Here is a 24,659-nt window from a genome sequence, read left to right on the forward strand (position 1 = left end):
AGCCCCTCGCGGGCGCCCCATTCATAAGGAGTTCACCATGAAACCCTGGATTCTCGCCCTGCTCTGCGCGATCGGCCTCGCCGGCTGCTCCACCGACTACATCATCGCCACCACCGACGGCCAGATGCTCAGTGCTCAGGACAAGCCGAAGATCGACGAGGACACCGGCCTGATCACCTACGAGGACGCCGAGGGCAACGAGCAGCAGATTCCGCAGACTTCGGTGAAGCAGATCATCGAACGCTAAGGACGTATTGCCGCGCCGCCTTGCCAAACGCAGCGGCGCGGAAATACTTGAGGTGAATCCCACCACCCAGGAGCACCTCATGAAGCACCGGATAGCCACCCTGCTGTTCTTCCTCGCCCTCACCGGCTGCGCTAGCGAACACCTCATCCTCACCACCGATGGCCAGATGCTCACCAGCGACGGCAAGCCCGAGCTGGACGAGGACACCGGCATGATCGAGTTCGAGGACACCGAGGGCCGCAAGCAGCAGATCCCGCAGACCCAGATCAAGCAGATCATCGAACGCTGAACCCTGCGGCACGGTTCCAACCGTAGCGCTGGCACATGGCTTGCTTGAGCCTGTCCAGCAGGACTCGCTCCAACGGCGGAGCAGTTCCAGACAATGGCGTCGTTTCCGGCCACCGCCCCTGCGGCGGCCCGGAGCGACGCCTTTTTTTGCTCTACGGCGGAACATCTCGATGAACGACAGCGGCAATATCCGTAGCGACGCCCTGGCCTGGGTCGCGGGCAGCGATGCCCCGGAAAAGAGCGAACTGAACCTGGGCTTCATGGCCCTCACTGACTCCGCGTCGCTGATCGTGGCAGCGACCCAGGGCTTCGCCCAGCCCTACGGGCTGACCCTCAACCTGCAGCGCCAGGCCTCTTGGGCCGGCCTGCGCGACCGCCTGCTGAGCGGCGAGCTGGACGCCGCCCAGGCCCTCTATGGCCAGGTCTACGGCATCCACCTGGGCCTCGGCGGCGCGGCCACCGAGATGGCCATCCTCATGGGCCTGTGCCAGAACGGCCAGGCGCTCAACCTGTCCCAGCCGCTCAAGCAGGCCGGCGTGACCAGCGCCGAGGCACTCGCCGCGCGCGTGCACCAAGGTGGTGCACGCCTCACCTTCGCCCAGACCTTCCCCACCGGCACCCACGCCATGTGGCTGTACTACTGGCTGGCCGCCCACGGCATCCACCCGCTGGAAGACGTCAACACCGTGGTGGTTCCGCCCTCGCAGATGGTCGCCCACCTGCGCGCCGGGCGCATCGACGGCTTCTGCGCCGGCGGCCCGTGGGGCGCCCTGGCCGTGGAGGAAGACCAGGGCTTCACCCTGGCTACCAGCCAGGACATCTGGGCCGACCACCCGGAGAAGGTACTGGCCGTGACCCGCGAATTCGCCGAGCAGTACCCCAACACCGCCCGCGCGCTGACCATGGCCGTGCTGGAGGCCAGCCGCTTCATCGACGAGAGCGAGGAAAACCGCCGCGGCACTGCCCAGTTGATCAGCAGCGCCGAGTATGTCGACGCCCCGCTCTCGGCCATCCAGCCGCGCTTCCTCGGCCAGTACGAGGACGGCCTCGGCCACGCCTGGCTGGACGCACACCCGCTGCGCTTCTTCGCCGACGGCGAGGTGAACATGCCCTGGCTGTCCGACGGCATGTGGTTCCTCACCCAGTTCCGCCGCTGGGGCCTGCTGCGGGACGACCCGGACTACCTCGGCATCGCCCGTCGCATCCACCGGCTGGACATCTACCGCGCCGCCGCCGAGGCGCTGGGCGTCGCCGTGCCGGTCAGCGAGATGCGCAGTTCCACCCTGCTCGACGGCAGCGTCTGGGACGGCAGCGAACCCGCCGGCTACGCCCGCTCGTTCGCCATCCACGCGCGCGCCGACGGCGCCGCCGCCATCGCTCTGTAACGGACCGGGAGACGCACGATGCTACGCATACTCCTGATCAACGATACGCCGAAGAAGGTCGGCCGCCTGAAGAACGCCCTGGTCGAGGCCGGCTTCGAGGTAATCGACGAGTCCGGGCTGACCATCGACCTGCCCGAGCGGGTCGAAGCGGTACGCCCTGACGTGGTGCTGATCGACACCGAGTCGCCAGGCCGCGACGTGATGGAACAGGTGGTGCTGGTGAGTCGGGACCAGCCGCGGCCGATCGTCATGTTCACCGACGAGCACGACCCGCAGGTGATGCGCCAGGCCATCCAGTCCGGCGTCAGCGCCTACATCGTCGAGGGCATCCAGGCCGAGCGCCTGCAGCCGATCCTCGACGTGGCCATGGCCCGCTTCGAGAGCGACCAGGCCCTGCGCGCCCAGCTGCAGGCACGCGAGGCCCAGCTGGCCGAGCGCAAGCGCGTCGAACTGGCCAAGGGCCTGCTGATGAAGATGAAGAGCTGCAACGAGGAGGAGGCCTACACCCTGATGCGCCGCCAGGCCATGAGCCGCCAGCAGAAGCTGATCCAGGTGGCCGAGCAGATCATCGCGATGCACGACATGCTCGGGGAGTGACCTCTCCCGGCATGGCCCGGGCGGCGCACTGTACCGCCCATCGCCGCGCCAACTGCACTGGACAGCCGCCCGCGCGGGCGCTTATCTTCGCCGCCAGGCCACACGCATGTGGCCGGCGTCGCTCGGACGGTTCCGGGCGCTTACGTACTCCGAGGAAAGCATGGCTGACAATGCCAAGCGCCGCTTTGCGCGCATCGATCGTCTCCCCCCCTACGTCTTCAACATAACCGCCGAACTGAAGATGGCCGCCCGCCGCCGTGGCGAGGACATCATCGACTTCAGCATGGGCAATCCGGACGGCGCCACCCCGCCGCACATCGTCGAGAAGCTGGTGCAGGTCGCCCAGCGCGAAGATACCCACGGCTACTCCACCTCCCGCGGCATCCCGCGCCTGCGCCGCGCCATCTCGCGCTGGTACAAGGACCGCTATGACGTGGAGATCGATCCGGAAAGCGAGGCCATCGTCACCATCGGCTCCAAGGAAGGCCTGGCGCACCTGATGCTGGCCACCCTGGACCACGGCGACACCGTGCTGGTGCCCAACCCCAGCTACCCCATTCACATCTACGGCGCGGTGATCGCCGGCGCCCAGGTCCGCTCGGTGCCCCTGGTGCCAGGCGTGGATTTCTTCGCCGAGCTGGAGCGGGCCATCCGCGAGGCCATTCCCAAGCCGAAGATGATGATCCTCGGCTTCCCCTCCAACCCCACCGCCCAGTGCGTGGAGCTGGACTTCTTCGAGCGGGTGGTGGCGCTGGCCAAGCAGTACGACGTGCTGGTGGTGCACGACCTGGCCTACGCGGACATCGTCTACGACGGCTGGAAGGCTCCGTCGATCATGCAGGTGGAAGGCGCCAAGGACATCGCGGTGGAGTTCTTCACCCTGTCCAAGAGCTACAACATGGCCGGCTGGCGCATCGGCTTCATGGTCGGCAACCCGGAGCTGGTCGCGGCCCTGGCGCGGATCAAGAGCTACCACGACTACGGCACCTTCACCCCGCTGCAGGTGGCGGCCATCGCCGCCCTGGAAGGCGACCAGCAATGCGTGCGCGACATCGCCGAGCAATACCGCGAGCGCCGCAACATTCTGGTCAAGGGCCTGCACGAGGCCGGCTGGATGGTGGAGAAGCCCAAGGCCTCCATGTACATCTGGGCCAGGATTCCCGAGCCCTACGCCCACCTGGGCTCGCTGGAGTTCGCCAAGAAGCTGCTGCTGGAGGCCAAGGTCTGCGTCTCGCCGGGCCTGGGCTTCGGCGACTACGGCGACGACCACGTGCGCTTCGCCCTGATCGAGAACCAGGACCGCACCCGCCAGGCCATCCGCGGCATCAAGGCGATGTTCCGCGCCGACGGCCTGATCGAGGCGCCCGACGCCAAGCCCAGACAAGGCACCAAGGCCAAGCCCGAATCGGCGTGAACACGACGTTGGCTCTTTCAGTCACTCAAGGGACACACCTGTGGGAGCGGCCTTGGCCGCGAAATCCACGGATAACCCGCCCCTAACCAGAGCAGGCTTGCGCCACCAACACGCTATCGAGACATGGCTGAACGAAAAAGGCCCCGGCATCCGCCGGGGCCTTTTTCCATCAGCCCGAATAGTCCAACGCCGTCCAGGCCCGGGACAGGTCGCTGGCAATGGTGCAGCCGGGGCGCTCCCGGGCCTCTCCGCCGCCGTGTGCCAGGCGGGTCACCTCGCCTTCCTCGCCACCGCGCTCGGTCAGCCACTGCAGGCGCCCGCAGTTGGGCGTGTCGATCACGTAGCTGGCGGAGATGCTGGATTCCTGCCCCGGCAGCCTGACCACGTCGAGCACCCTGCCGGCCTCCTCCACCCGCTTGCCGTCGCGCACCAGCACGGCCCAGGCCTCCGCCCCCTCGATCACCAGGTAGGCGCCATTGGCCTTGGGCTGTTCCAACTGGGGCTGGGCGCAGCCCGCCAGCAACGCCAACAGCAGAATTGTCATCAGCTTGTGGTGCATATAGGCAGCTCCTGTTCCGGTGAATCCGACGGCAGTCGAGCTGTACTATTATCCAGTAGTGTTTATTTGTACAGTATTTTTCGTTTACTCTTGTGCGGCCGGAGAACCCAAGGAGACCGACCATGCTGGACGTACTGCAGCTGAAGAACAAAGTGAATCAGATGCCGCTCGAGAGCATCCGCGCCACGGTGGACGAGCTGCGCCTGGAAGGCCTGGTCACCGGCAGCAAGACGCCGTTCAAGCGAGTGCATTTCAACACCTGCTTCGCCGAGATCGAGGCGCTGCTGCAGCGCGCCGGCTACCACCGGCAGATCGATGTGGTCGGCTACCAGGGCCAGGCCTACGCGCTGTTCGACCCCGGCCGCTGGGAGGCGGTGGAGGTGCTGCGCTGGCTCAAGGAGTACGTAGAGGAAGCCCAGCGCCAGCGCATCTGAACAGCCCCGCGCCGAACCAAAAGCGCTCACGCCCGTGCGGTCCCGGCCCCCGCACGGTGCATCCCTCTCACCCGGCCAGCGTATTGCGCACACAGGCTTGCGGTCTCGCCTCATGGCCAAGTCACTGATTCGCAAGCCTCCAGCCGCCTGAATCGACCTCTGCCGCACGGAAGTCGGCACGACCGACGCAAACCTGGCAAGCCGCTTGCAAAACTCCCCGCAGATTCCAGCGCAGCACACCAACGGCGGTGAGCCGCGGATCACGGACAACGGCGTCCGTCAGGGTTCCCTCCCCCATCGGGAACTCTGGCGTACGCCGTTTTTATTTGCCCATGCAAGGACTTACCCCATGAGTGAGCGTGATTCGAACAAGCCGGCCGACAGCAACCGCCGTCATTTCCTCAAGCAGTCCATCGCCATCGGCGGCATCGCCGCCCTCGGCCTGTCCGCCCCCGGCTTCCTGCGTAGCGTCGCCTACGCCGCCGGCTCCGACGCCCCGGAGAAGGCGGCGCTGAAGGTCGGCTTCATTCCGCTGACCGACTGCGCCTCGGTGGTGGTCGCTGCCACCCAGGGCTTCGCCGGCAAGTACGGCCTGACCATAACCCCGAGCAAGGAAGCCTCCTGGGCCGGCGTGCGCGACAAGCTGGGCACCGGCGAACTGGATGCCTCCCACGTGCTGTGCGGCATGATGTACAGCACCCAGCTCGGCGTGGCCGGCCCGCAGAAGGACATGGCCGTGCTCATGGGGCTGAACCAGAACGGCCAGGCCATCACCCTCTCCAAGCAGCTCAGGGAGGCCGGTGTGACCAACGGCGAGCAGCTCGCCGCGCACATCAGGAAAGGCGGCAAGCCGCTGACCTTCGCCCAGACCTTCCCCACCGGCACCCACGCCATGTGGCTGTACTACTGGCTGGCCAGCCACGGCATCAACCCCTTCACCGACGTCAAGACCATCACCGTGCCGCCGCCGCAGATGGTCGCCAACATGCGCGTCGGCAACATGGACGGCTTCTGCGTCGGCGAGCCCTGGGGCGCGCGGGCGATCTTCGACAAGATCGGCTTCACCGCCACCACCACCCAGCAGATCTGGGCCGACCACCCGGAGAAGGTGCTGGGCTGCACCCGCGAGTTCGTCGAGCAGAACCCCAACACCGCCCGCGCGCTGGTCATGGCCATCCTCGACGCCAGCCGCTTCATCGAGGCCAGTGCGGAGAACAAGAAGGCCACCGCCAAGCTGATTTCCGGCAAGGCCTATGTCAACGCGCCGGTCGAGGTGATCGAGCAACGCTTCCTCGGCCACTACGAGGACGGCCTCGGCAAAAGCTGGGAAGACCCGCACGCCATGGCCTTCTGCAAGGACGGCAGCGTCAACTTCCCCTATCACTCCGACGGCATGTGGTTCCTCACCCAATTCAAACGCTGGGGCCTGATCAAGGACGACCCGGACTACGCCGCCGTGGCCGCCGGGATCAACCAGACCAAGCTCTACGGCGAGGCAGCCAGCGCCCTCGGCATTCCATTGCCGGCCAGCACGCTGCGCGCCAGCACGCTGCTCGACGGCAAGGTCTGGGACGGCTCCGAGCCCGCCGCCTACGCCGCATCCTTCGCGATCAAGGCCTGAATCAGGAGGCACTCATGAACGCACCCTTGAAAACCCCTCTGCAGGTCGCGCCCGGCGTGGCCGCACGCCGCCTCCCGGGTACCGAAGCGCTCGCCAACCTGGCCAGGGCCGTGATTCCGCCGCTGCTCGGCATCGCCCTGTTCATCGGCGTCTGGGCACTGATCGCCGCTCGCAGCGAGGGCCTGCCGGGACCGCTGTCGACCTGGCACTCGGCCGTCGCGCTGTTCGCCGACCCGTTCTACGACAACGGCCCCAACGACATGGGCATCGGCTGGAACATCCTCCACTCCCTTGGCCGGGTCGGCGTCGGCTTCGGCCTGGCGGCGCTGATCGGCATCCCGCTGGGCTTCGCCATCGGCCGCTTCGCCTTCCTCGCCGGCATGCTCTCGCCGATCATCAGCCTGCTGCGCCCGGTGTCGCCGCTGGCCTGGCTGCCGATCGGCCTGCTGGTGTTCGAGGCCGCGGGGCCGGCGTCGATCTGGGTGATCTTCATCAGCTCGATCTGGCCGATCATCCTCAACACCGCCGCCGGCGTGGCCAGCGTGCCGCAGGACTACCTGAACGTGGCCCGCGTGCTCAAGCTGTCGGAGTTCAAGGTGCTCACGCGCATCCTGTTCCCTGCGGTGCTGCCACACCTGATGACCGGCATCCGCCTGGCCATCGGCGTGGCCTGGCTGGTGATCGTCGCCGCGGAGATGCTCACCGGCGGCACCGGCCTGGGCTTCTGGGTGTGGGACGAGTGGAACAACCTCAACGTCGAGCACATCCTCATCGCCATCATCATCGTCGGCCTGGTCGGCCTGGCCCTGGAGCAGGCCCTGCTCCTGCTGGCCAAGCGCTTCGACTATGCGAGCTAAGGAGACCGTCATGGACAAGTTCGTCGAGCTGACCGGCGTCAGCAAACACTTCGATACCAAGAAGGGCCGCTTCCAGGCGCTCGAAGGCGTCAACCTGAGCATTGCCAAGGGCGAGTTCGTCTCACTGATCGGCCACTCCGGCTGCGGCAAGTCCACCGTGCTCAACCTGATCGCCGGCCTGCTGGAGGCCAGCTCGGGCGGGCTGATCTGCAACGGCCGCGAGATCGACGGTCCCGGCCCGGAACGCGCCGTGGTGTTCCAGAACCACAGCCTGCTGCCATGGATGACCTGCTTCGGCAACGTCCACCTGGCGGTGGAAAGGGTGTTCGGTGGCAAGGCGGGCAAGGCCGAGCTGAAGGAACGCACCACCCGGGCGCTGCAGATGGTCGGCCTGAGCCACGCCAGCCACAAGCACCCCAGCGAAATCTCCGGCGGCATGAAGCAGCGCGTCGGCATCGCCCGCGCTCTGGCCATGGAGCCCAAGGTGCTGCTGATGGACGAACCGTTCGGCGCGCTGGATGCGCTGACCCGCGCCCACCTGCAGGACGAGCTGCTGCGCATCGTCGGCCAGACCCACAGCACGGTGGTGATGGTGACCCACGACGTGGACGAGGCGGTGCTGCTGTCCGACCGCATCGTGATGATGACCAACGGCCCGGCGGCGACCATCGGCGAAATTCTTAGCGTCGAACTGGAGCGCCCGCGCGACCGCCTGGCCCTGGCCCACGACGCGCGCTACCACGAGTACCGCAGCGCCGTGCTGGAATTCCTCTACCAGCGCCAGCAGCGTCCTGCCGCCTGAGTTCGGTGCGCACCGTAGGGTGCGCCATGGGCACCGGCTTCAGCCGGCCGCGCCGGACTCGTGCCGGCGCAGCCAGGCGTCGACGTGCTCGACCACGCTCTGCGGCGCCTTCAGCCAGGCGCTGTGCGGGTTCTCCTCCGGCGGCCGTGGCGAGGGCAGCCGTTCGATGCTCGGCTGCGGCTGGATCAGCGCGGCCAGCCCCAGGGTGGAGGCCGGTGGGGCGAAATGGTCGCCCTCGATCTGGATATACAGCGAGTCCACCCGGTTGCGCTGCGCCGGCGCCAGGGGCAGGCCGAGGTGGTCGTAGTTGCCGCTGAAGGCCACCCGGCCCCAGTCGCGCATCAGCGAGCGGACCTCATGGCCACCGAAGCCGAGGCGCCGCCCCGGCAGGTAGCCGAGCACCGAGACGATCGCCCCGAACAGCAGCGCCACGCTGGGCGTGAGCAGCCGGCCCCGGCCCTCCCAGTGGCGGTAGTGGATGTTGCCGCAGGCCACGCCCACCACCGGCACCGGGCTGTCCGGGTTGGCCGCGGCATGCAGCGTGGCGATGTGCCCGCCCAAACTATGGCCGAGCAGCGCCGGCTTGGCCTGGGGGAAATGCCGCTTGGCCAGGTCGAGCAGCTTGGGCAGCAGCTCGTCTACCAGTTGGCGGTAGCCGTAGTCGAAGCGCCAGCCGGGCCGTGGGCGGCTCTCGCCCTGGCCCGGCCAGTCGGCTACCAGCACGTTGTGCCCCGCCGCGACCAGCCCCTGGGCCAGGCGCTCGTACTTGCGCGCGGTGACGCCCAGCGCCGGCAGCACGATCAGCGTGTGGCCGGCGTCCGCGCCGGCGGCATAGAGGGTGATGGGGCAATGGAACTTGCCGTCGGCGAACTGCAAGGCGTCGACCATGGTTTTCTCCTGCGTGGCTGCGGCGAATCTAGAGCAATTACTCTAGAAACACCACTCCCCCTTTCCGCAGGCAAAAAATGCCGCGGAGATCGCGGCAGGAGAGGTTAGCCGGAAAGCAGCACCTGTTCAGACCCGATGTTGCGCCTCTGGTGTGACAGGAAGATGACCATGCGGCTGGGGCAACTGGTGAGGTGCCGCGAGGCGCTGTTGCAGGCGCTCGACGAAGCGGGTCGCGTCCCCCTGGCAGCGAAAGGGCACGTCGCAGGCGCCCAGCTTGACGATCCAGCCGTGGTTGGCGGCTTCGGTCACGGTGATGTCCATGAATGGGTCCCCCCTTGTTCCGAGAATGGCCAGGCGTGCCCGGGCGACGGCCTGGCCCCGCATGGCGCGAATGCCGTCGGCCGCAGGGCCGCATGCCTCGCACGCATGTGCCCGGCCGCCCCTTCAGCGAAGCGCCAGACGCAACGCATTCAAGCAACGCCAGGTTGCCGGCATGTGACAGCGGGCGTTATGGTGGAGCATCACCCCTCGAGGAGAAGGCCATGCCCTGGTATGCCTGGTTGATCATCGTCCTGGCCCTCGGCTCCATCGTCGGCAGTCTGCTGTTGCTGCGCGACAGCGCGCGCAAGCTGCCCCTGACCGAGGAACAGCTCAAGCGCATTCACGAGCGCAACGCGGAAATGGACGCCAAGGAAGCGGAAGACCGCTGACCCCAGCCGACAAGGACGTCGTATGCCACCGCTGCACCTGCGTCTGCTCCTGCCCGTGCTGGCGCTCGGCATGGGCCTAGCGCTCGGCTTCGTCGAGCCCGCGGGCCTGGCGCTGGGCACCAGCTATATCGCCTGGGTGCTGTTCGGCGAACGCCTGCTGCCACGCGGCGTGTGGTGGAGCGGCGGGCTGATCGGCGGCGTGGCCCTGGCTGCCCACCTGCTGCCCGGCTTCCAGCCGACGCCGTTGTGGCCCGCCCAAGCCCTGAGCGCGGACGCCCCGCCCTACGCCCTGCACCTGTCCTGGGACAAACTGCTGCTGGGCCTGACCCTGCTGGCCTGGTGGCTGGGCCAGCCGCCGCGCCCGGCTGTACGCCCACGTCTGGCTCTGTTCGCCGGGCTCGCCACCCTGCTGGCGGTGCCGTTGCTGGCGCTGGCCCTCGGCCTGGTCGGCTGGCAGCCGAAATGGCCGCCGCAGCTGTGGCTCTGGCTGGTGGTCAACCTGGGCGTGGCGGTACTGGCCGAGGAGCTGCTGTTTCGCGCCTGGTTGCAGCCGGCGCTGGTGGCGCGCCTCGGCGCCCTGGCCGGCATCGGGCTGACCGCCCTGCTGTTCGGCGCCGCGCACGTGCCCTTCAGCCCGCTGTTCGCCCTGGTCGCGACGGTGGCCGGCCTGGGCTACGGCCTGGCCTTCCACTTCAGCGGTCGGCTATGGCCGGCCGTGGCGCTGCACGGCACGGTCAATCTGCTCCATCTGCTTCTGCTGAGCTACCCGCTGCGGTCTGGCTGACCTCGATGCCGTAGGGCGCGAAGATGCGCTCCAGTTCGCCGCTCTGGCGCAGCTTCTGCAGGATGGCGCGGAACTCCCCGGCGCTGATCGGCGCCCTCGGATGGAGGATCGCGTAGTGGCGGTAGCGCTGGTCCTCCCAGTCCGACACCAGCAGCTCCTCGCGCAGCCGGGGTTGCTCGCGCAGGCGCGCGCCCAGCCAGGAACGGGTGATCGGCGCGATGTCGGCGCGCCCGCGCAGCACCAGCTTGAGGTTGCTCTCGTGGGAGTAGGTGAGCACCGCGTTGAAATTCTTCTCCAGCCACTTGGGATCGTTGTTGAAGCCGGCGAAGCCGTAGTGGTAGCCGTTGAACAGCGCCATGCGCTTGTCCATCAGCTTGTCGAAGTAGTGCTGGTCACGCCCCGGTTCGGCGCGGGCCACCAGCACCTCGGCGTCTTCCAGACCCAGGTCGATGCGGGTACCGGGCACGCCCTGCCAGTTCCAGTCGGGGTTCTCGAAGATGGCCAGGTGGATGCGCCCCTGGAGGAAGTCGTCGAAGCGGCGGTTGAGCGAGGTGGCGCGGGGGACGAAGCGATGCTCGCTCTGCACCTTGTTGAGCGCGCCGACCAGTTCGCCGAGCAGGCCGCTGTTCGGGTCGGACTCGGGCTTGACCACGTAGGGAGGGAAGTGCACGGCGGCCACCAGAATGTCCTCCGCCGCCTCCACGGCCGGGCTCGACAACGCCACCAGCAGCATCAGCGAAGCGCCAAGCAATCCCTGTCGACGCCGATCCATGTTGACCTCACAGGCAACTAAGCTGATCGAAGACTAGCCTAGTGCCATGACGGCGTAAACGCTTAGTGGGGGATCGGATCGGCGCGCCAGCCGGCCGCCTCCGCTGCACTCAGCAGGTGGTAGCGCCGGGTCAGGTCGTCCAGCCGGCCGCTGTCGCGCAGCCGCTGGAGCAGCGCGTCCAGCCGCTTCGCGTCGATCGGCCCCTGCGGGCGCAGCAGGGCGTGGTGGTGGTAGATCTGGTCGGCGCGCTCCGAGGCCAGCAGCCGCTCGCCCTGCTGCGGGTGTTCCTGCTGGTAGATGCGCAGATAGGAACGGGCCACCACGCTGAGGTCGACACGGCCGTGCAGCAGCATCAGCAGGTTGCTGTCGTGGGAATAGGTGAGTACGGCGTTGAACTGGCGGGTCAGGTAGTCCTGATCGGCGTTGTAGCCGGCGAAACCGTAGTGATAGCCGTTGTACAGGGCCATGCGCTTGCCGCCCAGGCGGTCGAAGAAGCGCTGGTCGCGGCCCTCCTCCTTGCGCGCCACGTAGACCTCGGCGTCGGCGATATGCAGATCGAGCTTGTCCAGCGAGATGTCCTGCCAGCCCCAGTCCGGCGATTCGAACAGGATCAGGTCGTAGCGGGCGTGGACGAAGTCGCGGTAGCGCCGGGTCACCGAGGTCGGCACCAGTTCGAAACGGTAGTCGTCCTGGGCCGCGTTCAGCGCCGCCAGCAGCTCGGGCACCATGCCTTCGGGCGCCGCGCTCTCCGGCTTGGCGATGTAGGGCGGGAAGTGGTAGGCGCCGACGCGCACGCGCTGCTCGGCACCCACCAGGGGGGCACAACAGACCAGGACCATCAGCAGCAGGCGGGAAAGCGCACGCAACGCGATTACCTCGATGAAGGAAGCCAGGTGTCCGGCTCCTCCCTGCAGCCGCGACCGACCAGGGCCAGTGCTGGTAGCAGCTTAGCCTATCCGTCAGTCTTCCTTGAGCACCAGATTCAGGGCTTCCTCGGCCAGCTGGTCCAGGCTCATCTTGCCGTCCGGGCGGAACCAGGTGGTGGTCCAGCTCAGCGCGCCCGTGAGGAAGCGCCGCAGCACGAACGGATCGGCCTTGAAATGGCCGGCGGCGCGGGCCTCGCCGAGCACCTCGAGCCAGATCTGCTCGTAGGTGTCGCGCAGGCTGAGGATGTAGGCCTGGCTCTCCTCGGACAGCGAGCGCCACTCGTACACCAGCACGCCCATGGCCTCGCCGGTGCCGCCCATGATCGACTGCAGCTCGCAGCGGATCAGCGCCAGCGCCCGCTCGCGCGGGCCGCTGGCCTCGCTCAGGGCGGCGCGCATCAGTGCGGTGTTGTAGAGGATGGTCTCCTCCATCACCGCCTTGAGGATTTCGTCCTTGCTCTTGAAGTGGTGGAAGATGCTGCCGGACTGGATGCCCACGGCGCCGGCCAGGTCGCGCACCGTGGTGCGCTCGTAGCCCTTGCTGCGGAACAGGTGGGCGGCGGTCTGCAGCAGCTTGCCGCGGGCGCTCTCCGGGTCGGTCAGCCCACCATCGGCCACCAGCTTCTGCATCACTTCTCGGGCTTTCCGTTCGTCCAGACTCATCGCGTCCCCACTCGCCGCTCGCTTGCGCCGCGATTGTACGCGACCTGGCGGCCTCCCGAGCAAGCGCTTGGGCAAAAAGAAGCACGCGGAGGCTTTTCAACCAAGCGCTTGCTTGGTAGTGTGCGAAGCATCTGGCATCCGCGCGGACTCACGACAATGAACAAGACCGTACGCATAGGCTGCGCCTCCGCCTTCTGGGGCGACACCTCCACCGCCGCCGCCCAGCTGGTGCGCGGCGCCGAACTGGATTACCTAGTGTTCGACTATCTGGCCGAGATCACCATGTCGATCATGGCCGGGGCGAAGATGAAGAAGCCGGACGAGGGCTACGCCACCGACTTCGTCGAGGTGCTGGCGCCGCTGCTGGGCGAGATCGCCGCGAAAAGGATCCGCGTCATCAGCAACGCCGGCGGGGTCAACCCGGCGGCCTGCGCCGCCGCCCTGGCCGCCGCCTGCGACAAGGCCGGCGTGCAGCTGAAGATCGCCGTGCTGCACGGCGACAACCTGCAACCCAGGCTGGGCGAGCTGGCCAAGGCCGGCACCGTGGAGATGTTCAGCGGTGCCCCGCTGCCGCCCATGTGCGTGTCAGTCAACGCCTACCTGGGCGCGCCGGGCATCGTCGCGGCGCTGGAGGCCGGCGCCGATATCGTCGTCACCGGCCGCGTGGTCGACAGCGCGGTGGTCAGCGCGGCACTGGTCCACGAATTCGGTTGGGCCTGGAACGATTACGACAAGCTGGCCCAGGCCGCGTTGGCCGGCCATATCATCGAATGCGGCGCCCAGTGCACCGGCGGCAACTTCACCGACTGGCGAGACGTGCCGGACTACGAGCACATCGGCTTCCCGGTGGTGGAAGTCGCCGCCGACGCCAGCTTCGTGGTCGGCAAGCCCGAGGGCAGCGGCGGCCTGGTCAGCGTGCTGTCGGTGGGCGAGCAGATGCTCTACGAGATCGGCGACCCGCGCGCCTACCTGCTGCCGGACGTGGTCTGCGACTTCACCCAGGTGCAGCTGACCCAGGTCGGCGCCAACCGCGTCGAGCTGAAGGGCGCCCGCGGCCTGCCGCCCACCGGCCAATACAAGGTCAGCGCCACCCATCCGGACGGTTTCCGCTGCACCGCCAGCTGCCTGATCGCCGGCATCGATGCCGTGGCCAAGGCCGAGCGGGTCAGCCAGGCGATCATCCGCAAGACCGAGGAAATCTTCGCCGAACGCGGCTGGGGCCCCTACCGCGAAGTGAGCATCGAACTGCTCGGCGCCGAGGCCACCTACGGCCCGCACGCCCAGCGGAAGGACACCCGCGAGGTGGTGATCAAGCTCGCCGTGCGCCACGCCAAGAAGGAAGCGCTGGTGCTGTTCTCCCGCGAGATCGCCCAGGCCGCCACCGGCATGGCGCCGGGCCTGACCGGCATCGTCGGCGGCCGTCCCACGGTGTACCCGGTGATCCGCCTGTTCAGCTTCCTGGTGGACAAGGACGCCTGCGCCCTGGAAGTGGAGCTGGACGGCGAGCACATCCCGGTCGCCCTGCCCGAGGTCGATGTATTCGACCCAGCCCGCATCGCCGACGAGGCTCCGTTGCCCGCCACCACCGGCCAGGCCGACACCAGCGTGCCGCTGGTCAGGCTGGCCGTGGCCCGCTCCGGCGACAAGGGCAACCACAGCAACATCGGCGTGATGGCGAGAAGGCCCGAGTACCTGCCGTGGATCGCCGAGGCGCTGGGCAAGGAGGCGGTGGTGGACTGGATGAGCCACGTGCTCGACCCACAGGTCGGCCGCGTCGAGCGCTGGTACCTGCCGGGCAGCCACAGCCTCAACTTCCTGCTGGAGAACGCCCTGGGCGGCGGCGGCGTGGCCAGCCTGCGCATCGACCCGCAGGGCAAGGCCTTCGCCCAGCAGTTGCTGGAATTCCCGGTGCCGGTGCCCAAGGCCCTGGCCGATCGGCTTTAGCGGCAACCCCTGTGGGAGCGGTCTCGGCCGCGATCGAGCCTGCACGCAGGCATCGCGGCCAAGGCCGCTCCTACAAAGACCGACAAGGATAACGACAATGGCATACGACTCAGTCTTCAAACCCGGCCTGTTCGCCGGCCAGACCATCCTGGTCACCGGCGGCGGCAGCGGTATCGGCCGCTGCGTGGTCCACGAGCTGGCCCACCTGGGCGCCCACGTGGTGCTGGTCGGGCGCAAGCCGGAGAAGCTGGAGAAGACCGCCGGCGAGATCGCCGAGGACGGTGGCAGCGTCAGCTTCGCCGCCTGCGACATCCGCGAGGAAGAGGCGGTGAAGGCCATGGTCGCCGGCGTGCTGGCCGAGCGCGGGCGCATCCATCATCTGGTCAACAACGCCGGCGGCCAGTTCCCCGCCCCGCTCGTCTCGATCAACCAGAAAGGCTTCGAGACCGTGGTGCGCACCAACCTGGTCGGCGGCTTCCTGGTGGCCCGCGAAGTCTTCACCCAGTGCATGGGCAAGCACGGCGGCAGCATCGTCAACATGCTCGCCGACATGTGGGGCGGCATGCCCGGCATGGGCCACTCCGGCGCGGCGCGCGCGGGCATGGAGAACTTCACCAAGACCGCCGCCTACGAGTGGGGCCACGCCGGCGTAAGGGTCAATGCCGTGGCACCGGGCTGGATCGCCTCCAGCGGTATGGACACCTACCCCGAGTCGATGAAGAACATGATCCGCAACCTCAAGGACCACGTGCCGCTGCAGCGCATCGGCACCGAGTCGGAAGTGGCGGCGGCCATCGTCTTCCTGTTGTCGCCGGGGGCCAATTTCATCAGCGGCAACACCATCCGCATCGACGGCGCCGCCAGCCAGGGCACCCGCGCCTGGACGCTGGGCAAGGCCAAGACCAGCGAGTCCTACAACGGCTTCCACCGGGCCTACGTGCCCGACGTGTTCAAGGAGTAAGCGATGCCGGCGATCCAATCGGAAATCGACGTCCACGGCGACGCCTTCGTGCAGAACCGCGAGGCCATGCTGGCGGCCATCGCCAGCTTCCGCGAAGTCGAGCAGAAGGTGCTGGACAAGGCGGCGGAGGCCAAGGCCAAGTTCGACAAGCGCGGCCAACTGCTGCCGCGCGAGCGCCTCAACCTGCTGCTCGACCCGGGCAGCCCGTTCCTCGAACTCTGCTCCCTGGCCGGCTACAAGCTGCACGACGACAAGGACGGCACCCAGGCCGGCGGCGGCATCATCGCCGGCATCGGCTACGTGGCCGGGGTGCGCTGCCTGGTCAGCGCCAGCAACAGTGCGATCAAGGGCGGCACCATCTCCCCCACCGGCCTGCGCAAGTCCCTGCGCCTGCAGCAGATCGCCGCCGAGAACCGGTTGCCCGTGATCACCCTGGCCGAGAGCGGCGGCGCCAACCTGACCTACGCCGCCGACATCTTCGTCGAGGGCGCCCGCGCCTTCGCCAACCAGGCGCGCCTGTCTGCCGCGGGCATCCCGCAGATCACCGTGGTACACGGCTCCAGCACCGCCGGCGGGGCCTATCAACCAGGCCTGTCCGACTACGTGGTGGTGGTGCGTGGCAAGGCCAAGATGTTCCTCGCCGGCCCGCCGCTGCTCAAGGCTGCCACCGGGGAGATCGCCACCGACGAGGAGCTGGGCGGCGCCGAGATGCACGCCCAGGTCGCCGGCACCGCCGAGTACCTGGCCGAGAACGACGCCGACGGCGTACGCCTGGCCCGCGAAATCCTCGGCATGCTGCCGTGGAACGCCCAGCTGCCGGTGCGCGAGCAGCGCACCTGGCGCGAGCCGCTGTACCCGGCCCACGAGCTGCTCGGCGTGGTCCCGGCGGACGCCAAGAAACCCTACGACGTGCGCGAGATCGTAGCCCGCATCGCCGACGGCTCGGAGTTCCTCGACTTCAAGCATGAGTTCGACAGCCAGACCGTCTGCGGCCACCTGCAGATCGAGGGCCAGCCCTGCGGCCTAATCGGCAACAACGGGCCGATCACTCCGAGGGGCGCGGCCAAGGCCGCCCAGTTCATCCAGCTGTGCGAGCAGAGCAACACGCCGATCCTGTTCCTGCACAACACCACCGGCTTCATGGTCGGCACCGAGTCCGAGCAACTGGGTGTGATCAAGCACGGCTCGAAGATGATCCAGGCGGTGGCCAACGCCACCGTGCCCAAGCTGACCATCGTGGTCGGCGGTTCCTACGGCGCGGGCAACTATGCCATGTGCGGCCGCGGCCTCGACCCGCGCTTCATCTTCGCCTGGCCCAACAGTCGCACCGCGGTGATGGGCGGCGCCCAGGCCGGCAAGGTGCTGCGCATCGTCACCGAGGAGAAACACCGCAAGGAAGGCAAGGAGGCCGACCCGAAGATGCTCGACATGCTGGAAATGGCCACCGCGCAGAAGCTCGACAGCCAGTCCACCGCGCTGTACGGCACCGCCAGCCTGTGGGACGACGGCCTGATCGACCCACGCGACACCCGCGCCCTGCTCGGCCTGCTGCTGGACATCTGCGCCGAGGCGCAAATGCGGCCGCTCAAACCCAGCAGCTTCGGCGTGGCCCGCTTCTGACCGTAGGGCGGGTGCAACCCGCGTGCCCCCGGCGCGGGTTTCACCCGCCCTACAACACTTCCCTCTCCCTCCGGGAGAGGGTCAGGGTGAGGGATTGGCCCCTTCCACCCTCACCCCAGCCCTCTCCCAAAGGGAGAGGGAGTTAGAACGAGGAGAACAACAAGATGATCTTCACCCAGGAACACGAAGAACTCCGCCGCACCGTGCGCAACTTCGTCGAGCACGAGATCAACCCCCACGTCGACCAGTGGGAGAAGGACGGTCGCTTCCCCATCCACGACATCTTCAAGAAGGCCGGCGACCTCGGCCTGCTGGGCATCTCCAAGCCGGAGAAGTTCGGCGGCATGGGCCTGGACTACAGCTACTCGATCGTCGCCGCCGAGGAATTCGGCACCATCCACTGCGGCGGCATCCCCATGTCCATCGGCGTGCAGACCGACATGTGTACCCCGGCGCTGGCGCGCTTCGGCTCCGACGAACTGCGCGAGGAATTCCTCCGCCCGGCCATCGCCGGCGAGATGGTCGGCTGCATCGGCGTCTCCGAGGTCGGTGCCGGCTCCGACGTGGCCGGGCTGAAGACCAGCGCGCGCAAGGACGGCGACGACTACATCATCAACGGCAGCAAGATGTGGATCACCAACTCGCCGTCGGCCGACTTCATCTGCCTGCTGGCCAACACCAGCGACGACAAGCCCCACGTCAACAAGTCGCTGATCGTGGTGCCGATGAACAGCCCGGGCATCAGCGTCAGCCCGCACCTGGACAAGCTCGGCATGCGCAGCTCGGAGACCGCCCAGGTGTTCTTCGACAACGTGCGCGTGCCCCAGCGCAACCGCATCGGCGCCGAAGGCGCGGGCTTCATGATGCAGATGCTGCAGTTCCAGGAGGAACGCATGTTCGGCGCGGCCAACATGATCAAGGGCCTGGAGCACTGCATCGACAGCACCATCGCCTACTGCAAGGAGCGCAAGACCTTCGGCCAGGCGCTGATCGACAACCAGGTCATCCACTTCCGCATGGCCGAGCTGCAGAGCGAGGTAGAGGCCCTGCGCGCGCTGGTCTACCAGGCCACCGAGCTGTACGTGAACGGCAAGGACGTGACCAAGCTGGCCTCCATGGCCAAGCTCAAGGCCGGGCGCCTGGGCCGCGAGGTCAGCGATGCCTGCCTGCAGTACTGGGGCGGCATGGGCTTTATGTGGGACAACCCGGTGTCGCGCGCCTACCGCGACGTGCGCCTGGTCAGCATCGGCGGCGGCGCCGACGAGATCATGCTCGGCATCATCTGCAAGCTGATGGGCATTCTGCCCGGCAAGAAAAAGGGCTGAGGCCGTAGGGCGGGTGAAACCCGCGCCGATCACGACGCGGGTTCCACCCGCCCTACCTCAACGGAGCGATGGCGATGTCTCTACCAAACACGGAAACCCTGCTGCTGGAGCCGGCCGACGGCGTGCTCTACGTTACCCTCAATCGTCCGGACAGCCGCAACGCCATGAGCCTGGCGATGGTCGAGGAACTGCGCACCGTGCTGCGCTCAGTGCGCACTGACCAGAGCGTGCGCGCCCTGGTGCTGCGCGGCGCCGGCGGCCACTTCTGCGCCGGTGGCGACGTCAAGGACATGGCCGGAGCCAGAGCGAAAGGTAGCGACGCCTACCGCGAACTGAACCGCGCCTTCGGTAGCCTGCTGGAAGAAGCCCAGGCCGCGCCCCAGGTGCTGGTCGCCGTGCTGGAAGGCGCGGTGCTCGGCGGCGGCTTCGGCCTGGCCTGCGTCTCCGATATCGCCATCGCCCACAGCCAAGCGAAATTCGGCCTGCCGGAAACCAGCCTGGGCATCCTGCCAGCGCAGATTGCGCCCTTCGTAGTCAAGCGCATCGGCCTGACCCAGACCCGCCGCCTGGCCCTCACCGCCGCCCGCTTCGACGGCGCCGAGGCCCTGCGCCTGGGCCTGGTGCATTTCAGCGAGGCCGATGACCAGGCCGTGGTCGACCGCCTCGCCGAATGCCTGCGGCAGGTACGCCAGTGCGCGCCAGGGGCCAACGCGGCGACCAAGGCGCTGCTGCTGGCCACCGAGCATGAAGTGCTCGGCAACCTGCTCGACCACGCCGCCGGCCTGTTCGCCGAGGCGGTGCTGGGCGAGGAAGGCGTGGAAGGCACCATGGCCTTCGTGCAGAAGCGCAAGCCCAAGTGGGCTGAGTGAGATCAACGCCCTCTCCCTCCGGGAGAGGGCTGGGGCGAGGGGACCGCAGGCGGCTCGGAGCAGCCTGAAACACCCTCACCCCTGGCCCCTCTCCCAGAGGGAGAGGGGAACAGCTCGTAGGGTGGATATCGCTTGCTACATCCACCAGAACACCGCCCGGTGGATCGATAAAGCGCGATCCACCTTACGCAGACCGATGCGGTTTGACCGGCAGGAGTAGAACAACAACATGGCTGCATTCAACAAGATCCTGATCGCCAACCGTGGCGAGATCGCCTGCCGGGTGATGCGCACCGCGCAGAACCTCGGCTACCGCACCGTGGCGGTGTATTCCGAGGCCGACGCCGGCGCGCGCCACGTGCAACTGGCCGACGAGGCGGTGTGCATCGGCCCGGCCCAGGTCAACCAGTCCTACCTGGTGATCGACGCCATCCTCGAAGCGGCGCGCAAGACCGGCGCCGACGCCATCCACCCCGGCTACGGCTTCCTCTCCGAGAACGCCGAGTTCGCCCGCGCGTGCGAGGCGGCCGGCATCGTCTTCATCGGCCCGACCGTGGAAGCCATCCACCTGATGGGCAGCAAGCGCCTGTCGAAGATCGCCATGCTCGAGGCCGGCGTGCCCTGCATCCCCGGCTACGAGGGCGCGGCCCAGGACGACGAGACCCTGGCCCGCGAGGCCGAGCGCATCGGCTACCCGCTGATGATCAAGGCCAGCGCCGGCGGCGGCGGCCGCGGCATGCGCCTGGTGCAGGACGCTTCCGAACTGGCCGCGCAGATTCGCACTGCCCGCTCCGAGGCGCAGAACGCCTTCGGCTCCGGCGAGCTGATCCTGGAAAAGGCGGTGATCCAGCCGCGCCATGTGGAAATCCAGGTGTTCGGCGACCGCCACGGCAACATCGTCTACCTCGGCGAGCGCGACTGCTCGGTGCAGCGCCGCCACCAGAAGGTGGTGGAGGAAGCGCCCTGCCCGGTGATGACGCCCGAGCTGCGCCGGGCCATGGGCGAGGCGGCGGTCAAGGCGGCGGCGCGGGTCGAGTACGTCGGCGCCGGCACCGTGGAGTTCCTGCTGGACGGCTCCGGTGCCTTCTACTTCCTGGAGATGAACACCCGCCTGCAGGTGGAGCACCCGGTCACCGAGCTGATCACCGGCCAGGACCTGGTGGCCTGGCAGATTCGCGTCGCCGAAGGCCAGCCGCTGCCGCTCGGGCAGGAGGACATCCGCCTGGAAGGCCACGCCATCGAGGTGCGCCTGTACGCCGAGGACTCGGCCAACGGCTTCCTGCCCCAAACCGGCGACGTGCTGCGCTGGGAGCCGGCCCTGCTGGATGGCATCCGCGTCGACCACGGCCTGGTCGAGGGCCAGGCCGTGACGCCCTTCTACGACCCGATGCTGGCCAAGGTGATCGCCTATGGCGCCACCCGCGACGAGGCCCGGCGCAAGCTGGTGCGCGCCGTGGAGGACTGCGTGCTGCTGGGCGTCAACGGCAACCAGCGCTTCCTCGCCAACCTGTTGGCTCACCCGGAATTCGCGGCCGGCAACGCCACCACCGCCTTCATCGCCGAGCACTTCGCCGACGACCCGAGCCTGAGCCCGCAGGCCCCGGCCGCGCCCGAACTGGCCGCCGCCTGCGTCCTGCTCTACCAGGCCAGTGCCGACGCCCGTGCCCACCAGCCGGGCCTGTCCGGCTGGCGCAACAGCGGCGGCGCGCCCTGGCGCTTCGTCCTCAAGCAGGGCGAGCACAAGCACGCGGTGGAGCTGCAGGTGCTGGAGGTCGGCGCCCAGCCGCGGCTGCGCGCGCAGGTCGGCGAGCAGTCCGTCGAGCTGCGCCTGCTGGCCGCCGACGGCCGCTGGGCCACCCTGGAACTGGACGGCGTGCGCCGCCGCCTGGCCTACCACCGGGACGGCGAGCGGGTCTGGCTGTACGGCCGTGGCGGCAACCTGGAATTCGCCGACGTCACCCATGCCCCGGCCGGCGGGCAGAATGCCGCCGGCACCGGCACGATCAAGGCGCCGATGGACGGCGCCATCGTCGAGGTGCTGGTGGCCGAGGGCGAGCAGGTCAGCAAGGGCCAGCTGCTGGTGGTGCTGGAAGCGATGAAGATGGAGCACCCGCTCAAGGCCGGCATGGACGGCGTGATCCGCCGCGTCCAGGTCAGCCAGGGCGACCAGGTGAAGAGCCGCCAGTTGCTGGTGGAGGTCGAAGCGACCGAAGCGTGACACCCCGGTGGGAGCGGCCTTGGCCGCGATGCAGGTCGCAGTCAGGCATCGCGGCCAAGGCCGCTCTCACACGATTTCAAACGAGCCAAGGAAAATGCCCATGTCCCTGCAAGGCAAGACCCTGTTCATCACCGGCGCCAGCCGCGGCATCGGCCGCGAGATCGCCCTCAAGGCCGCCGCCCAGGGCGCCAACATCGTCATCGCGGCGAAGAGCGCCGAGCCCCATCCCAAGCTGCCCGGCACCATCCACACGGTGGCGGCGGAAGTCGAAGAGGCCGGCGGCAAGGCCCTGGCCCTGCAGCTGGACGTGCGTGACGAGGGCGCGGTGAAGGCCGCCATGGCCCAGGCCGCGGCCCACTTCGGCGGCATCGACGCCGTGGTCAACAACGCCGGGGCGATCCGCCTGGTCGGCGTCGAGCAGCTGGAGCCGAAGCGCTACGACCTGATGTTCCAGATCAACACCCGCGCGGTGATGGTCTGCAGCCAGGCCGCCCTGCCCTACCTCAAGCAGAGCCACGGGCACATCCTCAGCCTGTCGCCGCCGCTCAACCTCGCGCCCCAGTGGTTCTCCAGCTACAGCCCGTACACCACCACCAAGTACGGCATGAGCATGCTGACGCTGGGCATGCACGAGGAATTCCGCAAGTACGGCATCAGCGTCAACTCGCTGTGGCCGAAGACGGTGATCGCCACCGCCGCCATCGAGTACGAGGCCGGCGGCCCGGCGGTGATGAAGGCCGCGCGCCTGCCGGCGATCATGGCCGACGCCGCCTGCGCCATCCTCGCGAGCAGCGAGCGCAGCATCAGCGGCCGCCTGCTGCTGGACGAGGAAATCCTCCGCGAGCAGGGCCAGGAGGACTTCGAGCAGTACCGCTTCGACCCGTCCAGCAAGCTGATGACCGACCTGTTCGTCGACTGACCCGCTGCACCCGCCGGGGGCGCCCGCCCCCGGTCCTCCCGCGTCACGGAACGCCCCCGCCCTCCCGCAGTCCCATTCCCCAATCACCCGGTCGGCGCCGGTCGACCGTATCTGCTCCGTAACAGACGCAACTGTACCGTCGGCATATTGTTTCACTGTACCGATCCGGTCGTCCGGAATTTGGCTACTGTTACGGTTCAGTCGCGTAAGGAACCTTGTAATGACCAGCTTGTTGCTCTATCAGCGCATCGCCCAGTTGCTGGCCGAGGATATCCGCCGTGGCGTCTACCAGCCCGGCGAGCGGGTGCCGTCGGTGCGCAAGATGAGCTCCCAGCTCAGCGTCAGCCATGCCACCGTGCTGCAGGCCTACGCCAATCTTGAAGATATGGGTCTGATCCGCGCTCGTCCGCAGTCCGGCTTCTACGTGCACCAGAGCGCCGGTCTCACCGCCTCGACGCCGGACATCGCGCGGGTCGAGCGCCCCGCCATGGTCACCCGCAGCAGCATCATCAGCCAGGTGCTCAACGATTCGCGCCAGGACGGCGTGTTTCCGCTCGGCGCGGCCGTGCCGCACGTGGACTACCTGCCGGTGCGCTCGCTGCACCAGCAACTGGCCAAGGTCACCCGCTTCCAGAGTCCGCGCGCCTTCAGCTACATGTTCAGCCCCGGCTACGAGCCGCTGCGCCGCCAGGTGGCGATCCGCATGCGCGATGCCGGCGTGGCGGTGGACCCTTCCGAGGTGGTGATCACCCACGGCTGCGTGGACGCCATCCACATGGCCCTGCGCGTGCTGACCCAGCCCGGCGACCTGATCGCCGCCGAGTCGCCGACCTACTACGGCCTGCTGCAACTGGCGGAAGTGCTCGGCCTCAAGGTCATCGAGATTCCCAGCGACCCGACCATCGGTCTCAGCCTGGAAGCACTGCAGCTGGCCGCCAACCAGTGGCCGATCAAGGCGCTGGTGCTTACCGCGCGCCTGTCCAACCCGCTCGGCGGCAGCATCCCCGAGGACCGCCAGAAGCAGCTGCTGCGCCTGACCGCCGACCACGGCATCCGGGTGATCGAGGACGACATCTACGGCGAGCTGCTGTTCGAGCCGGGGCGCAGCAAAGCGCTCAAGGCCCATGATCGCGACGACCAGGTGGTGTACTGCTCCAGCTTCTCCAAGACCCTGTCGCCGGGCGTGCGCATCGGCTGGATCATCGCCGGTCGCTACCAGGAAGAAGTGGAGCGCCTGCAGACCTTCAGCACCCACTCGGCCTGCAGCGTGACCCAGATGGGTGTGGCCGCCTATCTGGAGAACGGCGGCTACGACCGCCACCTGCGGCACATCCGCCAGGAGTACCGCAAGAACATGACCGCCTACCAGCTGGCGGTGCAGCAGCACTTCCCGGAAGGCACACAGATGACCCGGCCGCACGGCGGCTTCATCCTCTGGGTCAGCCTGCCCGGCAAGGTCAGCGCCCAGGAGCTGCACGTGCGGGCGCTGCAGCAGGGCATTAGCATCGCGCCGGGGCTGATCTTCAGTAACACCGAGCAGTTCAACAACTGCCTGCGGCTGACCTGCGGCATCCCGTGGAACCGCGAATCCGAACGGGCGATGATGACCCTGGGCATGCTGGTTCGCCAGCTCTGCGCGGAAAGCCAGGGCGCTTGACGGGCTGCAGGCGAGGCAGGCTGTATTGCCAGCAACGCAGGTAGTTTTTCAAAGGCTATGTCCACGTTAGATGCTGTAGTGCCCTGAGCTCTTCTGGGTCCCCGCCTGCGCGGGGATGACGAGGTGGGCGGAGTTTCTTCCGGAACCGTCATTCCCGCGCATGCGGGAATCCAGGGGCAGGCAGCTGCAGTGTTCAGAT

25 protein-coding genes are annotated in these 24,659 nt (G+C 68.0%); 19 read left to right on the forward strand and 6 right to left on the reverse strand.

The window, feature by feature from the left end; translation table 11 throughout:
- The first annotated feature begins 37 nt into the window (after positions 1–37).
- The 5 genes from N5D30_RS05515 (at position 38) to alaC (ending at position 3,931) form a co-directional block, all read left to right on the forward strand.
- Positions 38–247, forward strand: coding sequence for a YgdI/YgdR family lipoprotein (locus N5D30_RS05515; protein WP_279905874.1), 210 nt, complete (start codon positions 38–40; stop codon positions 245–247).
- A gap of 79 nt (positions 248–326) precedes the next feature.
- Entirely contained in the window at positions 327–536 is a 210-nt protein-coding gene (locus tag N5D30_RS05520; RefSeq protein ID WP_279908080.1) for a YgdI/YgdR family lipoprotein, read from the forward strand.
- Between the two features lie 169 nt (positions 537–705).
- On the forward strand, positions 706–1,920 hold the full coding sequence (locus N5D30_RS05525) for a CmpA/NrtA family ABC transporter substrate-binding protein (RefSeq protein ID WP_279908081.1): 1,215 nt from the start codon (positions 706–708) through the stop codon (positions 1,918–1,920).
- A gap of 18 nt (positions 1,921–1,938) precedes the next feature.
- Complete coding sequence (locus tag N5D30_RS05530) at positions 1,939–2,517, forward strand: ANTAR domain-containing response regulator (protein WP_220815639.1); 579 nt, start codon at positions 1,939–1,941, stop codon at positions 2,515–2,517.
- A gap of 160 nt (positions 2,518–2,677) precedes the next feature.
- Positions 2,678–3,931 carry an alanine transaminase gene (gene alaC, locus N5D30_RS05535; RefSeq protein WP_279908082.1) on the forward strand — a complete coding sequence of 418 codons (1,254 nt, stop codon included), beginning with the start codon at positions 2,678–2,680 and terminating at the stop codon, positions 3,929–3,931.
- A gap of 169 nt (positions 3,932–4,100) precedes the next feature.
- Here the strand turns inward: alaC and N5D30_RS05540 are convergent, their stop codons facing one another.
- On the reverse strand, positions 4,101–4,490 hold the full coding sequence (locus tag N5D30_RS05540; RefSeq protein ID WP_279908083.1) for a hypothetical protein: 390 nt from the start codon (positions 4,488–4,490) through the stop codon (positions 4,101–4,103).
- A 122-nt stretch (positions 4,491–4,612) separates the two neighbouring features.
- Here N5D30_RS05540 and N5D30_RS05545 point away from each other — a divergent pair, with 122 nt between their 5' ends.
- The 4 genes from N5D30_RS05545 to N5D30_RS05560 all read left to right on the forward strand — a co-directional run bounded on the left by N5D30_RS05545 (position 4,613) and on the right by N5D30_RS05560 (position 8,204).
- A complete protein-coding gene (locus N5D30_RS05545; protein ID WP_279908084.1) occupies positions 4,613–4,924 on the forward strand; it encodes a transcriptional regulator in 312 nt (103 codons plus the stop codon).
- A 349-nt stretch (positions 4,925–5,273) separates the two neighbouring features.
- Positions 5,274–6,545, forward strand: coding sequence for a CmpA/NrtA family ABC transporter substrate-binding protein (locus tag N5D30_RS05550; protein ID WP_279908085.1), 1,272 nt, complete (start codon positions 5,274–5,276; stop codon positions 6,543–6,545).
- A 14-nt stretch (positions 6,546–6,559) separates the two neighbouring features.
- Complete coding sequence (ntrB, locus tag N5D30_RS05555; protein WP_279908086.1) at positions 6,560–7,402, forward strand: nitrate ABC transporter permease; 843 nt, start codon at positions 6,560–6,562, stop codon at positions 7,400–7,402.
- A gap of 10 nt (positions 7,403–7,412) precedes the next feature.
- Positions 7,413–8,204, forward strand: coding sequence for an ABC transporter ATP-binding protein (locus N5D30_RS05560; RefSeq protein ID WP_279908087.1), 792 nt, complete (start codon positions 7,413–7,415; stop codon positions 8,202–8,204).
- Between the two features lie 39 nt (positions 8,205–8,243).
- Here the strand turns inward: N5D30_RS05560 and N5D30_RS05565 are convergent, their stop codons facing one another.
- Positions 8,244–9,092 (reverse strand): alpha/beta fold hydrolase, encoded by an 849-nt coding sequence (locus tag N5D30_RS05565; RefSeq protein ID WP_279908088.1) that lies wholly within the window; start codon positions 9,090–9,092, stop codon positions 8,244–8,246.
- A 126-nt stretch (positions 9,093–9,218) separates the two neighbouring features.
- A complete protein-coding gene (locus N5D30_RS05570; protein WP_279905866.1) occupies positions 9,219–9,413 on the reverse strand; it encodes a hypothetical protein in 195 nt (64 codons plus the stop codon).
- A gap of 221 nt (positions 9,414–9,634) precedes the next feature.
- Between N5D30_RS05570 and N5D30_RS05575 the strand changes: the two genes are divergently transcribed.
- Together N5D30_RS05575 and N5D30_RS05580 are read left to right on the forward strand one after the other, a co-directional pair.
- The gene (locus N5D30_RS05575) at positions 9,635–9,802 is read left to right on the forward strand and encodes a DUF2897 family protein (RefSeq protein WP_220815630.1); all 168 of its coding nucleotides are present in this window, start codon (positions 9,635–9,637) and stop codon (positions 9,800–9,802) included.
- A gap of 22 nt (positions 9,803–9,824) precedes the next feature.
- Positions 9,825–10,586, forward strand: a complete 762-nt coding sequence (locus N5D30_RS05580; protein ID WP_279908089.1) for a CPBP family intramembrane metalloprotease — start codon at positions 9,825–9,827, stop codon at positions 10,584–10,586.
- Here N5D30_RS05580 and N5D30_RS05585 read toward each other — a convergent pair.
- The 3 genes from N5D30_RS05585 to N5D30_RS05595 form a co-directional block, all read right to left on the reverse strand.
- Complete coding sequence (locus tag N5D30_RS05585) at positions 10,537–11,358, reverse strand: amino acid ABC transporter substrate-binding protein (protein WP_279908090.1); 822 nt, start codon at positions 11,356–11,358, stop codon at positions 10,537–10,539. The two genes, N5D30_RS05580 and N5D30_RS05585, sit on opposite strands and share 50 nt — an antisense overlap.
- Positions 11,359–11,420: 62 nt before the next feature.
- Entirely contained in the window at positions 11,421–12,224 is an 804-nt protein-coding gene (locus tag N5D30_RS05590) for a transporter substrate-binding domain-containing protein (RefSeq protein WP_279908091.1), read from the reverse strand.
- Positions 12,225–12,317: 93 nt separating this feature from the next.
- Complete coding sequence (locus N5D30_RS05595) at positions 12,318–12,941, reverse strand: TetR/AcrR family transcriptional regulator (protein WP_279908267.1); 624 nt, start codon at positions 12,939–12,941, stop codon at positions 12,318–12,320.
- A 162-nt stretch (positions 12,942–13,103) separates the two neighbouring features.
- On the opposite strand from N5D30_RS05595, the gene N5D30_RS05600 reads away from it, so the two are divergent.
- The 8 genes from N5D30_RS05600 (at position 13,104) to N5D30_RS05635 (ending at position 24,460) form a co-directional block, all read left to right on the forward strand.
- Positions 13,104–14,891, forward strand: coding sequence for a DUF1446 domain-containing protein (locus tag N5D30_RS05600; protein ID WP_279908092.1), 1,788 nt, complete (start codon positions 13,104–13,106; stop codon positions 14,889–14,891).
- A gap of 97 nt (positions 14,892–14,988) precedes the next feature.
- Positions 14,989–15,852 (forward strand): SDR family oxidoreductase, encoded by an 864-nt coding sequence (locus N5D30_RS05605; RefSeq protein ID WP_279908093.1) that lies wholly within the window; start codon positions 14,989–14,991, stop codon positions 15,850–15,852.
- Positions 15,853–15,855: 3 nt separating this feature from the next.
- Positions 15,856–17,472, forward strand: a complete 1,617-nt coding sequence (gene atuC, locus N5D30_RS05610; RefSeq protein WP_279908094.1) for a geranyl-CoA carboxylase subunit beta — start codon at positions 15,856–15,858, stop codon at positions 17,470–17,472.
- 164 nt (positions 17,473–17,636) lie between these two features.
- Complete coding sequence (atuD, locus tag N5D30_RS05615) at positions 17,637–18,797, forward strand: citronellyl-CoA dehydrogenase (protein WP_279908095.1); 1,161 nt, start codon at positions 17,637–17,639, stop codon at positions 18,795–18,797.
- Positions 18,798–18,871: 74 nt separating this feature from the next.
- Positions 18,872–19,666, forward strand: a complete 795-nt coding sequence (locus tag N5D30_RS05620; RefSeq protein WP_279908096.1) for an enoyl-CoA hydratase-related protein — start codon at positions 18,872–18,874, stop codon at positions 19,664–19,666.
- A gap of 229 nt (positions 19,667–19,895) precedes the next feature.
- Entirely contained in the window at positions 19,896–21,884 is a 1,989-nt protein-coding gene (gene atuF, locus N5D30_RS05625; protein ID WP_279908097.1) for a geranyl-CoA carboxylase subunit apha, read from the forward strand.
- A gap of 100 nt (positions 21,885–21,984) precedes the next feature.
- Complete coding sequence (locus N5D30_RS05630; protein WP_279908098.1) at positions 21,985–22,803, forward strand: NAD(P)-dependent oxidoreductase; 819 nt, start codon at positions 21,985–21,987, stop codon at positions 22,801–22,803.
- Positions 22,804–23,023: 220 nt separating this feature from the next.
- Positions 23,024–24,460 carry a PLP-dependent aminotransferase family protein gene (locus N5D30_RS05635; RefSeq protein ID WP_220815620.1) on the forward strand — a complete coding sequence of 479 codons (1,437 nt, stop codon included), beginning with the start codon at positions 23,024–23,026 and terminating at the stop codon, positions 24,458–24,460.
- The last annotated feature ends 199 nt before the right edge of the window (positions 24,461–24,659 follow it).

The organism is Pseudomonas sp. GD03875, from assembly GCF_029840585.1.
Taxonomy (GTDB): domain Bacteria; phylum Pseudomonadota; class Gammaproteobacteria; order Pseudomonadales; family Pseudomonadaceae; genus Aquipseudomonas; species Aquipseudomonas paralcaligenes.